The following is a 13,427-nucleotide window of genomic DNA, read 5'->3' as shown; positions in this document are numbered from 1 at the left end:
CCTGAAAGCGGGGTTTTCAGTCAATCATTGATATCTTCAAAGACTGTGATCTGCCCGTCTTTCGTGACAAAGGCCCAGTGAACCTCCACCGGGATGTCCCAGCGTGAAGCCAGAAACAGCATCGCCCGCACCAGACGGGCTTTTTGTTTTTTACTGATACGGAAAGGCTGAAAGTCCGAAAGATTGGTGGTTTTCACCTCCACCATCAGCAATGTCTGCCGGGAAGTTTTAAACAACAGATCCACCTCGGCAAAAGGTGTCCTCACCCTCTGTCCAAGCAATTGATAACCTTTAAGCTGATAGTGTTTGATAACCAGAGACTCGGACTGCAGTCCCCGTTCATGCGCCCAATAAGACGGGCGCTGAGAATTATTAAACGTACTCTTTGACGCCGGCGAAGGATCGGCGGTGCGCGATGCACGGGCCGTGATCGACGATGCTTTGTTTGTGAATTGGCGTGGAATAGCCTTTGTGCACTTCGAATCCATAAAGCGGATACATTGCCCCCAGATCTTTCATCAGACGATCACGGGTCACTTTCGCAACAATCGATGCCGCCGAAATCGGCGCCACTCGCAAGTCACCTTTCACGATGGTGCTTTGCTCAAAGCCCTTCAGATTCGGAATCTTTTTGTTGCCGTCCACCAGGACGTGGCCTTTCTTCACTCCCAATTTTTCCACCGCGCGCTTCATTGCCAGCAGTGAGGCATTGAGAATGTTGATTTCGTCGATCTCTTCCACGGAAGCAGAACCGATACCAACAATGTGCTCTTTTAAAATAAGATCCGCCAGTTCTTCACGGCGTTTTTCGGACAGAAGTTTTGAATCAGTCACCAGATCATTCAGGGCATCGGACTTGAAAATCACAGCCGCCGCATACACCGGCCCCGCCAAACAGCCACGCCCCACTTCATCCACACCAATGATCGGAGTCGGTGAATAGTCGCGCCATTCAATTTTCGGGAACTCGATTTTTTCTTTTTTCGCCATGCGGATGCCTCGATGCTTAAGGCCTGCGATGATAGTGGAAGAAGGCAAGACAGGTCACTCAAGATTTGAGTGCGTCAGACGCTGCCATTGTTCAGAAAAAACAAAAGACCCGGAATCGTAAAATCCCAGGTCTTTGCATAAAGCTGTATTTAGTTTTTAAAAAACTATTCTGCTTTGGAGGAAACCAGCTCAGATTCAATCTTAGCTGCTTTACCTTTAAGATCACGCAGGTAGTACAGTTTAGAACGACGTACTTTACCCATGTTTACGATCTCAACTTTATCCAAAGCTGGAGATGCGAACGGGAAAGTTCTTTCCACGCCAACACCAGCGGACATTTTACGAACTGTGAAAGACTTCGCAGCACCAGATCCTTGGATCTTAGTTACGATACCTTTGTAAAGCTGAACACGCTCTTTCTCACCCTCTTTAACTTTAACGAATACGTTAACAGTGTCACCAGAGTTGAAGGATTGGATGTTTTTGTTAGCAGCTTTAACACTAACGCGACGAACGAGGTTTGTTTCTTTAGCCATTGCTTAAAATCCTTATAGCAGTCAATTTTCACAAAAAGTAAAACAAGGGTCTACCATGGACCCATGACACGGTCAAGACAGATACTTACGGCAGATCTTACTGAAAGATGCCGATAATCTTTGGGGGGAGCACCCCTAATGCTCTCCAGAACCCCTGAAGAGGATCTGATGAGGTCTTCCGTCAGACCGAAGCCCGTACCAAATAGCATAAAAACTGGCTTTTTGGCCACATGCATTTCATTGCGCAGCTCGGCAAACGAGTACTTGTGCTTTGCCCACTCCGTACGGGCCGTTGTCGCGATCGTCAGCGCCTCCGGGACATTCCAGTCCTCAAAGGCCTTTTCAACGCTCTCAACGGCTTTTACGTTCCCCAGGGCGGTCTTTCTCATGGGGTTGAACTTCGACCCCTGACCGGTGCGCCAGTGATCCAGCACGCGGTCCACAAACATGAGCTGCTCTTTCATGGGATGGATAATGTAATATTTTTCCACTCCGAAAACGGTCGCCGCCCGGGCGATGTCATGAATATCAAAATTGGTGATGTTGGTGGCCACCGTCTTTTGTTTGCTGTCGCGGACCGGATAATGAACCAGTCCAATTGCCAGACGGGGCACGTAAGGTGTTTCTTCAGCCATTGAAGCTTTCCTCATTCAAATCCTCAAGACCCAAAACTTCGCGATCCTGAGGGGATAGTTGCTGCCAGAACTTAAAGAGCTCCTTCAGGGGCTCTGCGGTTTTTTTCTTTTTCAAAGCGCGGTACTTTTCCCGTTCTTCCGCCAGATAGATTATGAACAGATCCGGGCGTTTTTTCAGGGTCACCAGCGCTGACACTTTCTTTTTCCAGTCCGCGATCAGCTTGTGATTGCCGCTCAAAAGAACTTCGGGAACATCCTGTCCTAAGTACTCGCGAGGACGGGTGAAATTGGGATGCTCCAGCAGCCCTTCAGAGAAACTGTCTTTGTCCGCCGAATCCGCATGCCCCAGAACACCAGGAATGAAGCGAGAAAGTGCATCGATCACCACCAGGGCTCCCAGCTCCCCGCCCGAAAGCACATAATCCCCGATCGAAATCTCTTCATCGACATAGCTGTTGATGATTCGCTGATCGATGCCGCCATAGCGACCACAGACCAGAACCAGATGTTCCGCCTGGGACAACTCCCGGGCTTTGTCATCCGTAAGCACCGAGCCCTGCGGAGACAAATAGATGATTTTGGAATTCTTATGTTGCACTTTTTGAAGGGACTTTTCGAGAGTCTCAGACAGCATGATCATGCCGTCACCACCGCCAAAGGGGCGATCATCGACCGTGCGGTGCTTGTCGGTGGCAAATTCGCGCGGAGTGTGCGCCTGCACCGACAAAAGATCACCCTTTAATGCCTGCCCCAGGACGCCGTGAGAAACCGCGCCCTGGATCATCTCAGGAAAAAGAGTGATCACATCGATTTTAAGCATTTTCGATATCAAGAAGCCCTTCAGGCAAATCCATCACGACAGCCTGATGTTTGAAATCGATTTTTTTGATGAAAGCATCCACGAACGGGATTTCAGCGGTCTTGCCGTCAGCCGTTTCAACCACCAGCAGATCCTGAACACCGTTGGAGGAAAAACCAACGATTTCACCCAGTACTGTCTGTTCTGGATTCTTCAACTTGAAGTTTTTAATCTCGGACAGGAAGATGGTTTCGCCCGGCTTGGACACCATCAGCTCATCGTCGATGAAGAATTCCATGTGCTCCAGACCTTCGGCCGCTGTACGGTCAGCCACTTCAGCAGCTTTCACGATCAGACCTTTCTTGAAGGGCTTGGTGCGTTCCACTGTGAAAGTTTTGATTTCGTCTGAATCCTTCGCCTTAAGGCCGAAGGTTTTCATACGTTTTGCCCAGGCAATTTCACCAGAGAAGACCAGAACATAAAGGTCTCCTTTAAGGCCGTGAGCTTCGCGGATTTTTCCAACCAATTTCATTTTACGACTCCAGTGAGGCGAAACTGTAAGTCCGCCAGCACAAATAAGAAAGGGGTCACCTATTTGGTAACCCCTTCCATGAGAATTAACTCTAAATTTACTTAAACCAAACTACTCTACGATATCCAAGTGATAACGTTTGTTAAGCTTAGTACCAGCTGCGCGGATGATAGTTCTCATTGCAGCAGCAGTTTTACCTTGCTTACCAATCACTTTACCAAGGTCTTCTTTATCAACCTTCAAAGCAAGAAGTGTGGTTTGCTGACCAGGGATTTCATCAACTTCGACATTTTCAGGTTTGTCCACCAGGGACTTCGCCATGAACTCAACGAGGTCTTTCAAGCTATCCATATTTACCCCCACAGATAGTACCTACCTGATCTAGTTTAGCAAAACCAAGTAGGAAGCCAACAACTTATTTAGCTTGAGCCAATTTGATCACGTGTTTTACGCGATCTGTAGGTTGAGCACCTTTTTTGATCCACTCTTCAACTTTAGCCAGATCAAGCTCAATCTTTTTGTCGTTACCTTTTGGAGATGGAATGTAAGTTCCAAGAATATCAAGGAATTTACCAGTCACATAACGACGGGAATCCGCTACAGTAACGCGGTATTTAGGTTCATGCTTAGCGCCCATACGAGCCAAACGAATTACAACTGCCATTTCTAAACCTCATGTATCAAAAACAGTAAGTCCAAGTTTGTACTTGGATCGTGGTTAAATATCAAGCCCTAAAATGGAAACTTCATTCCGCCCCGGCCCATACCCATTTTCATCATACCGCCCATCATCTTTTTTGCATCCTCAAACTGCTTTATAAGCTTGTTCACGTCCTGAACTTGAGTCCCGCTCCCCTTCGCAATCCTTTGACGACGCGAAGCGTTTAAAATCTTATGGTTATGACGTTCCTGATAGGTCATGGAGCGAATGATCGCTTCAATCTTTTTCATTTCTGCATCCGGAGGGGTCATATTCTTCAGCTGTTTGCTGAGCTCCCCCATGCCCGGTAAAAATTTCAAAATACTTTCAAAGCCGCCCATTTTCTTGAGCTGCTGAATCTGAGTCAGGAAATCCTCCAGAGTGAACTCATTCTTCATGAGTTTCTTGGCGGAATCACGCGCAGACTTTTCATCAATGACTTCCTGGGCTTTTTCAACCAGCGACAGCACGTCGCCCATATCCAGGATACGGCCGGCCAGACGGTCCGGGTGGAAGACTTCCAGAGCGGTGACTTTTTCACCAACCCCCAGGAACTTGATTGGAATGCCGGTCACTTCACGGATCGACAAGGCCGCACCACCGCGCGCATCCCCGTCCACCTTGGTCAGAACCAGGCCCGTCAGATTCAGGCGCTTATGGAACCCCTCAGCCACGTTCACGGACTGCTGACCCAGCATCGCGTCGGCCACCAGCAGGATTTCCTGTGGAGTCCAGATCTCTTTCAAACGCCCCAGCTCACCCATCAAGTCTTCATCGATCTGCAGGCGTCCTGCTGTATCGACGATGACCACCTCGACCATATTGTCGCGGGCCCATTGTTTTGCTTTTTCCAGAATTTCTTCCGGCTTCATGCCCACTTGGGTCGGGAAAGTCGGGATGTTGTTTTGCTTACCCAGAACCTGCAACTGGTCGATCGCCGCCGGACGATAGATGTCGGCGGGAACCAAACCCGGTTTTTTATTCAGCTTCTGACGGATATACAGAGACAGTTTCGCTGCAGAAGTGGTTTTACCCGCCCCCTGCAAGCCCACCATAAAGATCACGCTGGGATTTTCACGGACATTAATATCAACCGCACCGCCGCCAAGAACGTTCACCAGTTCGTCATGGACGATCTTTACGAACATCTGGCCGGGATTGACGTTGGTCAGAACTTCCTGACCCAGGGCTTTTTCCTTCACCTTGTCGATAAAGGTTTTCACCACTTTGAAGTTCACGTCGGCTTCAAGAAGGCTCAGACGGATTTCCTTGATCACTTCCTCAATATTGGCTTCGCTGATCTTGTGCTGACCGCGGACCTTTTTAAGGCTTGTCATGATTTTATCTGATAAATTCTCAAACATGTGAAACTCCTGAAGGATCTTTCTTTATAACAAGTCGGACGGAATGACAAAGAACCACACTTAACGCACTGCGCCCCGAGTGCGGGTTGCCGGGCACCTTTTCACACTGGGAATAATATACTCCGGCAGAGCGTCAATCCATTCTTTCTCCATGCTTTGTGTGTATGAGAGTTCGCAAAGGGGCACTTTTATGAAAAAAATTGTACTTGTTTCTGTATTGGGGACTGCTGCAATCGCAAATGCGCAGACAGGACTAAGAACGACTCACTCTACGACAATGGAAGGTCTTCGCGACGCCCGCAAACAAATGGAAGTTCAAACTGAAAACTCCATTTTGGAAAAACTGGAAGCACAACGCATGGAAGACGAAAAGAAACGTTTCCGTGAATTTGATTCCTTGAACTTCAGCCTCTACACGTTTGAAATGGTTTTTTTGTTGGAATTCTGTGGATACACACGGAAAGCCACGGTTTTTTCGTGTCAGTTGCCAATTACATTTTTGTATTTAGACCGTTCCACGAGTTTCTTAATAGGTTTTGTCGTGCGCTTTTGGAGTGTTTTGCTCCTTTTGCGAAACAAACAATAACCACACCAATTTTGGTAAGGAGTTCCAATGAAAAAGGTTCTATTCACAATGGCCGCACTTCTGGTTTCTGTCAGCGCTCACGCAGTTCACCAGGGCAGTTCCTGGTCTGAAATCTTTGCGTCCCGTCACGCGGTTGTGACCCACGGATATGCCTTGGGCGGCATCAAGCTTGAAAATGCCTGCATGACTGACACTGAAATCCGCTCCATCACGCCAACCCGCGAATGTGCGGAACTGGTGCCTCGCCAGGTCGGCAATCCCAACAGCGAGCAAGGTGGCTACACTGAGTGGGTTTGCGCACGCTATGAAACTACAACTTTGGCAGTTTCCCGCAGCTACGAACAGCCCGTGTGTGAAGAGTTCACTCCAGCAAACGGCGATCAAACTCCAGAGTGCACGCGCTTTGGTTCAAAAATCGTGACGGTCCCTCGCACTATCGACACGCAAGTGATCATCACTCGTGGCGAAGCTGACCAGTCTTTCTGGAAGCGTTTCACGTTCCCAACATGTGAAGGTGTGTACCCTCACTAAAAAAAACAAAGGCCCTGACTCATAATCAGGGCCTTTATAAAGTTTCCGGGGTCTGTTATTCGTCTGAAAAGATCTTGAACGGACTCTTGGATTTCTTATGTGGCTGAAGTTCTGTATGCAGCTTCAGGGCTTCGTTGCCGGCTTCGGATTTAACCAGATAGGCGGGCTTTTCGGGGCTGCCATGCCGGGTGATGCTTTTCCCTTTGATGATTCGGGTCACCGACTCCAGATACACCTCTTCGACCGTGCCGACAATGGCTCTTCCAAGCCACTGCCATTGAACTTTGTCGTGCACTTTAAACGGCTTCATAAACACCTACCAGCGCTGGAACGAGCCTTTGCGCAAAGAAATCCGGGCAACCGTATAGAACACACCGATCCCCACCAGCGAGATCAAAGCAGCCGTCCACACATTCACATCGCTGACACCCAGAATTCCATAACGAAGGCCGTTAATCAGATACAGGAGCGGATTGGCCTTGGAAACCGCCTGCCAGAACGGATGCAAATGTTCGATCGACAAAAACACCCCTCCCAGATAAGTCAGCGGAAGCAGAATGAAGGCGGAAAAAGCCGACAATTGATCAAAGGTGTTGGCCCAAAAGGCAATGCTGATACCGATCATTCCAAAGATCAAACCCGCCAGGACCACAAAGAACAGTGCCGCCACCGGGTGAGCAATCACCAGCCAGGTGCCATTTTGGTAGTACAAGAACAAAGAACCCACGATATAAGTAATCACCGCCACGATACTGCCGCGAACCAAGGCGGCCAGACTCATGGCCCAGATGATCTCCTGATCAGTCACCGGCGCCACACGCAGATCCTCAAGGTCGCCGGAAAACTTGGCCGACACAATCGAAGAGGATGAGTTCTGAAAGGCATTGTTGATAATACCCATCATCATCAGACCCGGGATCAGGAAGCTAAGATAGCTCACACCCTGATGCGAGGCCATTTGTTCACCCAAAGACACACCAAAGATCAAAAGATACAGGAAAGACGAGATGAACGGCGTCACCACCGTCTGCACCAAAACCTTCAGGAACCGCGCAATTTCGCGCTGGAAAATAGTCACAAAACCGGTCATAGAGACACCTGCGATTCTTTCTTGGCAACAAGCTTCAGGAAAGCGTCTTCCAAACTGCCTTCTTCGATCTGAACGTCTGCAATAAGCCCTGTCGGAATGTGGACCTCGTTCAGGAACTCACCCAGAGTCTTATTCTGAGGGACGACGAAACTGTATTCTTTGCCGTCCACTTCCGTCAGATACTCCGACTGGATCAAATGCTTTTCAGTCAGAAGAACACGGATTTTTTTATGGGTGTATTCACGGATGATAGCTTTGGTGTCACCCAAAACAACCAGTGAACCCAGATTGATAATACCCACCCGGTCGCAGAGCTGTTGCGCTTCTTCCAAATAGTGAGTCGTCAGCAGAATCGACATGCCTTCGCCCCGAAGTTCCTGAACGAACTTCCACAGATCTTCACGCAGACGAATGTCGACCCCGGCCGTGGGCTCATCCAAAAGCAACAGCTTTGGATTGTGAACCAGGGCCTTTGCGATCATCAAACGCCGCTTCATCCCGCCGGAAAGCTGTTTTACTTTTTTGTGGCGGTGTTCATACAACGACAGTTTTTCCAGCAGGAAGTGGATGCGCTCTTTGTTTTTGCGCAGACCATAATAGCCGGAATGGAAAGTCAGAATCTCTTCAACGTCGAAGAATCCGGAAGTGATCACTTCCTGGTGAACGACGCCGATTTGTTTTTTGGTGAACATCGGATCTGTGCAGACATCCACCCCGAACACTTTCACCGTCCCTGACGTGGGCTTTTCCAGCGTCGTGATGGTTGAAATGATCGTGGTCTTACCCGCCCCGTTCGGCCCCAGCAGTCCGAAGATCTCGCCGGGTTTTACGGAAAAGGTCATACCCTTCACCGCTTCGACAGTGCCGCCGCGGTAGGTTTTTCTAAGATCGGTAATCTCTAATGGCAAATTCATAGTTTTTACCCTCCGCCGCTTCAGCACTTTGCACTAGCGGGCGCGCGAGATGCTGGTGTGGAATTCCACTGTTGGGTTTTCACGCTTGAGCCAGTTCAAATCCCATTCCTGGTTTACCAGAACGACCGGGTTGTCCTGCAAATCGCGGAACATGTTGGCGCCGCCCTTCAGGTCCGTGACGGGTTTTCCGTCTTCCGTGCGCGGCCAGCGGGCCACACCATATGGCAGACGGCTCAACTTCACTTCCAGGTTGTACTCATCCTGCAAACGACGGATCAGAACTTCGAACTGAAGCTCCCCGACCGCGCCGATGATAGGATCCTGAGGTCCGATGATAGGGTCAATGAACAACTGAATTGCGCCTTCTTCTGACAGGTGATTCAGGGCTTCGTTCATCTTCTGACGTTTCAAAGCATCACGCACAGAAAGCTTGCCGAACAATTCCGGCGCAAACTTTGGAATGTCTTCGAAATGGATTTTGCCGGAAGCGTAAACGCAATCCCCTATGGCAAAGTTCCCGGTGTCACCGACCCCGACGATATCGCCCGCGTAAGCATCATCCACGGTTTCTTTGTCGGCCGCCACGAACTGGCTGGCGTAAGAAAGTCTTAGCTCTTTGTCATGACGGGAATGCTTCACCTTCATGCCACGCTCGAACTTACCGGAACAAATACGGATAAAGGCAATACGATCACGGTGACGCTTGTCCATATTGGCCTGAATCTTAAATACGAAACCAGAGAAGTTTGCATCACAAGGATCCATGTCCTTGCCGTCTTTCAGATGACGGGGCTGCGGACCCGGAGCGTACTTGGTGAAGAACTGCAGGAATGTATCCACCCCGAAGTTCTGTTTTGCAGAACCGAACGTCACCGGAGAAATAGTCCCATTCAGGAAGTCATTCACATCAAATGGAGGAAGTGCTCCTTCGATCAGATCCAGTTCTTCCAGAACCTGATCTGCGGATTCTTTGTCCAGATAGTCGTAAAGGATTTTGTCGTCTTTGCCTTTTTCAAATGGAATGATCTTATAGTCTTCCACTTCCTCACGGCGCTGATCGTAGATCCAGATTTCTTTGGTCAGACGGTTGTAAATACCGCGGAAACGCTGCCCGATGCCCAAAGGCCACGTCACTGGATAACATTGCATGTTCAAAGTCTTTTCAACTTCATCAATCAACGTCAGCGGATCTTTACCTTCACGATCCAGTTTGTTCACAAATGTGAAAATCGGAATATTGCGCAGGCGGCAGACTTCGTAAAGTTTTTTGGTACGTTCTTCCACGCCCTTGGCAACGTCAATCAGCATGCAGGCGGATTCCACGGCCATCAAGACGCGGTAAGTATCCTCGGAAAAGTCTTTGTGTCCCGGTGTATCCAGCAGGTTCACGCGCAAACCATCGAAATCAAAAGTCATCACGGACGATGTGATGGAGATCCCTTTTTCACGCTCCATGGCCATCCAGTCGGAGGTCACGGCCTTGGTCCCCTGCTTGCCTTTGACTTCCCCGGTTTCGTGGATCACGCCGCCGTGATAAAGCAATTTTTCAGTCAGCGTGGTCTTCCCGGCATCCGGGTGAGAGATGATGGCAAACGTCCGACGACGCTGAATTTCTTTTTGGATCTGAGGAGTGACTTGCATTGTGGAATCTTTCCTTTGAAAACTTCTTTTTACGGGGAAATCCCACAGGTTACAAGCATTTGCCGCACTGCCCTCGGCGCTTGAAACCCTCCTTGGGTGGATTTGTGCCCAACCTGACGGCGATCATGCCCAAAACCGGGCAATTCATACAGACTTCTCCTCGTTTTCCGGCCGGAATGACGAGGCCCCCTTGCGCTAAAATGCAAAAGCCCTTATAACCGTCCGACTACTTTGAACTCCCCTTGGTTTGGAGCCAAGCTACCCGGACGCTCGCGCGCCGGCAGGACACGAAGGTGACACAATGTCTGAATCGCTGAACTATTATGTTACGGCTTATTATCGTTTTACCAAACTGGCGGATCTGCCAGCCATCCAAAAAGCTCTGGAAGACAAAGCGGAAGAACTTAACGTCAAAGGACTCGTGATCCTGGGCGATGAGGGTTACAACTCAACCTGCGCAGCTTCCACTAAAGAATCCTTCGAGGCCTGGAAAACCTTTATCCGCGAGTACTTTAATTCTCCGGATCAGTTCTTCAAAGATTCTGAATCCACGAAGTCTCCGTTCCGTCGATTCAAAGTCAAAGTCCGCAATGAAATCGTGACCACGGGCATTCCTGGCGTGATGCCTCCGGAAGGCGTCAATCATCACCTGTCCCCGACCGAGTGGAACAAGGTCATGAAAGAAGAAACTGACTATGTGATGATCGACACGCGCAACTGGTACGAATACAAAATCGGCACCTTCAAGGGCGCGCTGAACCCGAACATTGAAAAGTTCACGGAGTTCCCGCAGTACATTGAATCTCAAGGCATTCCGAAAGACAAAAAGATGCTGATCTTCTGCACCGGCGGCATTCGCTGTGAAAAAGGCATTCTGGAGCTTCAGGACAAGGGCTATAACAACGTCTTCCAACTGGATGGCGGTATTCTGAATTACATGAAAGAATATCCGAACGATCAGTTCGAGGGTGAGTGCTTCGTCTTTGACCACCGCGTGGCCGTGGATCAGAACCTGCAGCCGACCACCAAATTCGGCCTGTGCCCGCACTGCGGTCAGCCTTCCACGATCAAAATTGAATGCAAGCGCTGTGACGCCCATGAATTGATCTGCGAAGACTGCATCAAAGTGGACTACGCAAAAGACACTTGTTCCAAGAACTGTGCTTACCAGTTGGAAAAACATCCGGCCCGCAAAGGTCAAAAACAACTGGTGCCATTTGAAATCGAAAAAATGAAGGCTGAAGGCAAGGACCCGTCTGCGTTGCCGCAGATTCGCGTGACTCGCACAAAGTACATTTCCTTGAATAAAAACGGCGAAGCAGAAACCCGCTCCACCAAAGAAACTGCTGAGTAGGCGCCAGCCACAGTGCTGTAGCGACGGCAGTCGCGAAAGCTGGAGTAGCTATCTATTTTCCTGAGGGGGCTTTCTGAGCCCTCTCAATATCCCGGGCAAACAAACTGACAACCCAGGAATCATTCACCCCCACACGGGTGCTGTTGAATTGCACTTTCACTTTGGAACGATAAGCTGGATCATAACCAATCGCTTTGGCATCAAGCCCGGCGCTATCCAAAAACTTCGACATCTCTGATGCCGCTTCATCAGCATCGAATTCACCGCCCGCATTGATATTCTTTTCCATCTGATCGCAGAAATCCAAAGTCGCAGAGTCCTTGGCCAGTTCCGGCTTTGCCGCCACCGCGCGCGCCAGATAGTGCATGTTATAGCTTTTTTGCAGAATCTGATCCATTTCCGAAGTGTGCTTCTGCAGGTAATCGCCCGCGCGATAGATCTCATAGTAAAACTCGGCTTTTTTCAGCAGCCCCTGATCGTTCTGTGCATCCGCACTCATGATCTGTTCCACGACTTGCTCCATACCTGGTGCACGGAAAATAAAGCGCAGGATCGGCGCTGCGGTTTCAACCATCGGATCATGATTCCCATCCGACAAGCTGCTAAAGAAGTATTTCGCCGAGGCATTTTGCGGATCACGCAAAAGCCCGCTCTGTGCTGCTTTTTCAAGATTGCGGCACCCATCCACAAGTGGTTTGCGAGGATCAGCAAAATCCTTCAGCAACACATCCACTGTGTCCTGCGCCAGCTTTTCACGCGCACTCAGGGCTGGAGGAGGCGTCGGCGCAGGTGATGAATCGGCCGCCGCGACAGATGCCTCAGAATTGCTTGCAGCTAACGGTTTCGCAGATTCAGTGCTGTTTGCATGAGCAGATTTTTGTAAAGCAGGTGGAGTCAGCGCTTTTTTCAGATCAGAAGCTGAGGGAAGTTTGGAAAGACCCCAGAACAAGAAACCCAGCAGACCTACTGCGGAGATAACAAAGCTGATTCCCAGAATTTTTAGCAAGTTTTTCGCATTCATATTCACGTCTCCTGCAACACAGTCGAACTGAACCATGAAATGCGAGCACTGACAATGATACGTGGTGCTATATTACAATTATTAATAATGAGGGGTTGACCCCTCGGCGCTTTGCACCTATACCTATGTTTCCTTGTCGCGGGGTGGAGCAGTCTGGTAGCTCGTCGGGCTCATAACCCGAAGGCCGTAGGTTCAAATCCTGCCCCCGCAACCAATAAAGGCTCGATGGTAAACCATCGGGCCTTTTCCATTTCTAGGCCTTTACTTTAAGCTCTAGCGAGCACGTCTCCACAGCACTCGATTCGCAATACGGAATTGCTCCATGACACCCTGACTTTCCAGGCAGGCCAATGCCGCTTGAGTCACTTCGATAGCTTCGGGATAACTTTCCCAAGCGATCCAATACAGATGAATACCTTCCAGCGTGTCCGCAGCCTCTGGATTTACTTGCACCTTGCGCGTGATTTCGCTCATCGGAAAGCGCAGAACTCTATCGCTGCAATCGAACGCCAGTGCGTTTCCCGCAAACCCAAATACCACCACCAAAACCAAGAACAACTGCTTCATAAGAACTCCTCAGTAAATGATTTCGGGGATTTCATGATTTAGGTCAATGCCGTTGTGATTTTTTAGGAAATCTCTCACTATTTATCAGGCCCGGAAATATCTGCCCACATATCGGGCATTATCGTTCTCAAATAGTTAATTTCTTGGATTATTTTGGATTTATACTT

At 49.3% G+C, this 13,427-nt stretch carries 18 protein-coding genes and 1 tRNA gene; 4 read left to right on the top strand and 15 right to left on the bottom strand.

Going from position 1 to position 13,427, the window contains the following annotated elements; all coding sequences use genetic code 11:
• Nucleotides 1-20 precede the first annotated feature (20 nt).
• The 9 genes from B9G79_RS08580 to ffh form a co-directional block, all read right to left on the bottom strand.
• Nucleotides 21-266, bottom strand: coding sequence for a hypothetical protein (locus B9G79_RS08580; RefSeq protein ID WP_232469286.1), 246 nt, complete (start codon nucleotides 264-266; stop codon nucleotides 21-23).
• A 106-nt stretch (nucleotides 267-372) separates the two neighbouring features.
• Nucleotides 373-990: a ribonuclease HII gene (locus B9G79_RS08575; protein ID WP_088565151.1), complete on the bottom strand. Its 618-nt coding sequence runs from the start codon at nucleotides 988-990 to the stop codon at nucleotides 373-375.
• Between the two features lie 164 nt (nucleotides 991-1,154).
• Nucleotides 1,155-1,526: a 50S ribosomal protein L19 gene (gene rplS / locus B9G79_RS08570; RefSeq protein WP_088565150.1), complete on the bottom strand. Its 372-nt coding sequence runs from the start codon at nucleotides 1,524-1,526 to the stop codon at nucleotides 1,155-1,157.
• A 50-nt stretch (nucleotides 1,527-1,576) separates the two neighbouring features.
• Entirely contained in the window at nucleotides 1,577-2,176 is a 600-nt protein-coding gene (locus tag B9G79_RS08565; RefSeq protein WP_232469285.1) for an RNA methyltransferase, read from the bottom strand.
• Nucleotides 2,154-2,981 (bottom strand): tRNA (guanosine(37)-N1)-methyltransferase TrmD, encoded by an 828-nt coding sequence (gene trmD, locus B9G79_RS08560; RefSeq protein ID WP_088565149.1) that lies wholly within the window; start codon nucleotides 2,979-2,981, stop codon nucleotides 2,154-2,156. Before trmD ends, B9G79_RS08565 begins: the two co-directional genes overlap by 23 nt.
• Nucleotides 2,974-3,492: a ribosome maturation factor RimM gene (gene rimM / locus B9G79_RS08555; RefSeq protein WP_088565148.1), complete on the bottom strand. Its 519-nt coding sequence runs from the start codon at nucleotides 3,490-3,492 to the stop codon at nucleotides 2,974-2,976. Before rimM ends, trmD begins: the two co-directional genes overlap by 8 nt.
• A 111-nt stretch (nucleotides 3,493-3,603) precedes the next feature.
• Nucleotides 3,604-3,843 carry a KH domain-containing protein gene (locus B9G79_RS08550; protein WP_038446499.1) on the bottom strand — a complete coding sequence of 80 codons (240 nt, stop codon included), beginning with the start codon at nucleotides 3,841-3,843 and terminating at the stop codon, nucleotides 3,604-3,606.
• A gap of 64 nt (nucleotides 3,844-3,907) precedes the next feature.
• The gene (gene rpsP / locus B9G79_RS08545) at nucleotides 3,908-4,156 is read right to left on the bottom strand and encodes a 30S ribosomal protein S16 (RefSeq protein WP_011164565.1); all 249 of its coding nucleotides are present in this window, start codon (nucleotides 4,154-4,156) and stop codon (nucleotides 3,908-3,910) included.
• A gap of 68 nt (nucleotides 4,157-4,224) precedes the next feature.
• Nucleotides 4,225-5,556 carry a signal recognition particle protein gene (gene ffh, locus B9G79_RS08540; protein WP_088565147.1) on the bottom strand — a complete coding sequence of 444 codons (1,332 nt, stop codon included), beginning with the start codon at nucleotides 5,554-5,556 and terminating at the stop codon, nucleotides 4,225-4,227.
• 190 nt (nucleotides 5,557-5,746) lie between these two features.
• Between ffh and B9G79_RS08535 the strand changes: the two genes are divergently transcribed.
• Nucleotides 5,747-6,142 carry a hypothetical protein gene (locus B9G79_RS08535; RefSeq protein WP_157678762.1) on the top strand — a complete coding sequence of 132 codons (396 nt, stop codon included), beginning with the start codon at nucleotides 5,747-5,749 and terminating at the stop codon, nucleotides 6,140-6,142.
• A gap of 27 nt (nucleotides 6,143-6,169) precedes the next feature.
• Nucleotides 6,170-6,673: a hypothetical protein gene (locus tag B9G79_RS08530; RefSeq protein ID WP_088565145.1), complete on the top strand. Its 504-nt coding sequence runs from the start codon at nucleotides 6,170-6,172 to the stop codon at nucleotides 6,671-6,673.
• Nucleotides 6,674-6,728: 55 nt separating this feature from the next.
• On the opposite strand, the gene B9G79_RS08525 is transcribed toward B9G79_RS08530, so the two are convergent.
• Genes B9G79_RS08525 through B9G79_RS08510 form a run of 4 tightly spaced genes read right to left on the bottom strand, consistent with a single transcriptional unit; the run spans nucleotide 6,729 to nucleotide 10,318 of the window.
• Nucleotides 6,729-6,983 (bottom strand): DUF2945 domain-containing protein, encoded by a 255-nt coding sequence (locus tag B9G79_RS08525; RefSeq protein WP_088565144.1) that lies wholly within the window; start codon nucleotides 6,981-6,983, stop codon nucleotides 6,729-6,731.
• A 6-nt stretch (nucleotides 6,984-6,989) separates the two neighbouring features.
• On the bottom strand, nucleotides 6,990-7,763 hold the full coding sequence (locus B9G79_RS08520; protein WP_088565143.1) for an ABC transporter permease: 774 nt from the start codon (nucleotides 7,761-7,763) through the stop codon (nucleotides 6,990-6,992).
• Nucleotides 7,760-8,677 carry an ABC transporter ATP-binding protein gene (locus tag B9G79_RS08515; RefSeq protein WP_088565142.1) on the bottom strand — a complete coding sequence of 306 codons (918 nt, stop codon included), beginning with the start codon at nucleotides 8,675-8,677 and terminating at the stop codon, nucleotides 7,760-7,762. Before B9G79_RS08515 ends, B9G79_RS08520 begins: the two co-directional genes overlap by 4 nt.
• Before the next feature lie 33 nt (nucleotides 8,678-8,710).
• The gene (locus B9G79_RS08510) at nucleotides 8,711-10,318 is read right to left on the bottom strand and encodes a peptide chain release factor 3 (protein ID WP_088565141.1); all 1,608 of its coding nucleotides are present in this window, start codon (nucleotides 10,316-10,318) and stop codon (nucleotides 8,711-8,713) included.
• Between the two features lie 301 nt (nucleotides 10,319-10,619).
• Between B9G79_RS08510 and trhO the strand changes: the two genes are divergently transcribed.
• Nucleotides 10,620-11,672, top strand: coding sequence for an oxygen-dependent tRNA uridine(34) hydroxylase TrhO (gene trhO, locus B9G79_RS08505; protein WP_088565140.1), 1,053 nt, complete (start codon nucleotides 10,620-10,622; stop codon nucleotides 11,670-11,672).
• A gap of 52 nt (nucleotides 11,673-11,724) precedes the next feature.
• Here trhO and B9G79_RS08500 read toward each other — a convergent pair whose 3' ends face one another.
• The gene (locus B9G79_RS08500; RefSeq protein ID WP_232469284.1) at nucleotides 11,725-12,693 is read right to left on the bottom strand and encodes a hypothetical protein; all 969 of its coding nucleotides are present in this window, start codon (nucleotides 12,691-12,693) and stop codon (nucleotides 11,725-11,727) included.
• Between the two features lie 137 nt (nucleotides 12,694-12,830).
• Here B9G79_RS08500 and B9G79_RS08495 point away from each other — a divergent pair.
• Nucleotides 12,831-12,907: transfer RNA gene (locus B9G79_RS08495), tRNA-Met, on the top strand.
• 59 nt (nucleotides 12,908-12,966) lie between these two features.
• On the opposite strand, the gene B9G79_RS08490 is transcribed toward B9G79_RS08495, so the two are convergent.
• Nucleotides 12,967-13,260, bottom strand: a complete 294-nt coding sequence (locus tag B9G79_RS08490) for a hypothetical protein (RefSeq protein WP_088565138.1) — start codon at nucleotides 13,258-13,260, stop codon at nucleotides 12,967-12,969.
• Nucleotides 13,261-13,427 lie beyond the last annotated feature (167 nt).

Origin of the sequence: Bdellovibrio bacteriovorus (assembly GCF_002208115.1) — a bacterium.
GTDB classification, from domain to species: Bacteria; Bdellovibrionota; Bdellovibrionia; order Bdellovibrionales; family Bdellovibrionaceae; genus Bdellovibrio; species Bdellovibrio bacteriovorus_C.
The sequence above is the reverse complement of the archived record's forward strand: the minus strand, read 5'-3'. Positions and strand labels throughout refer to the sequence as shown.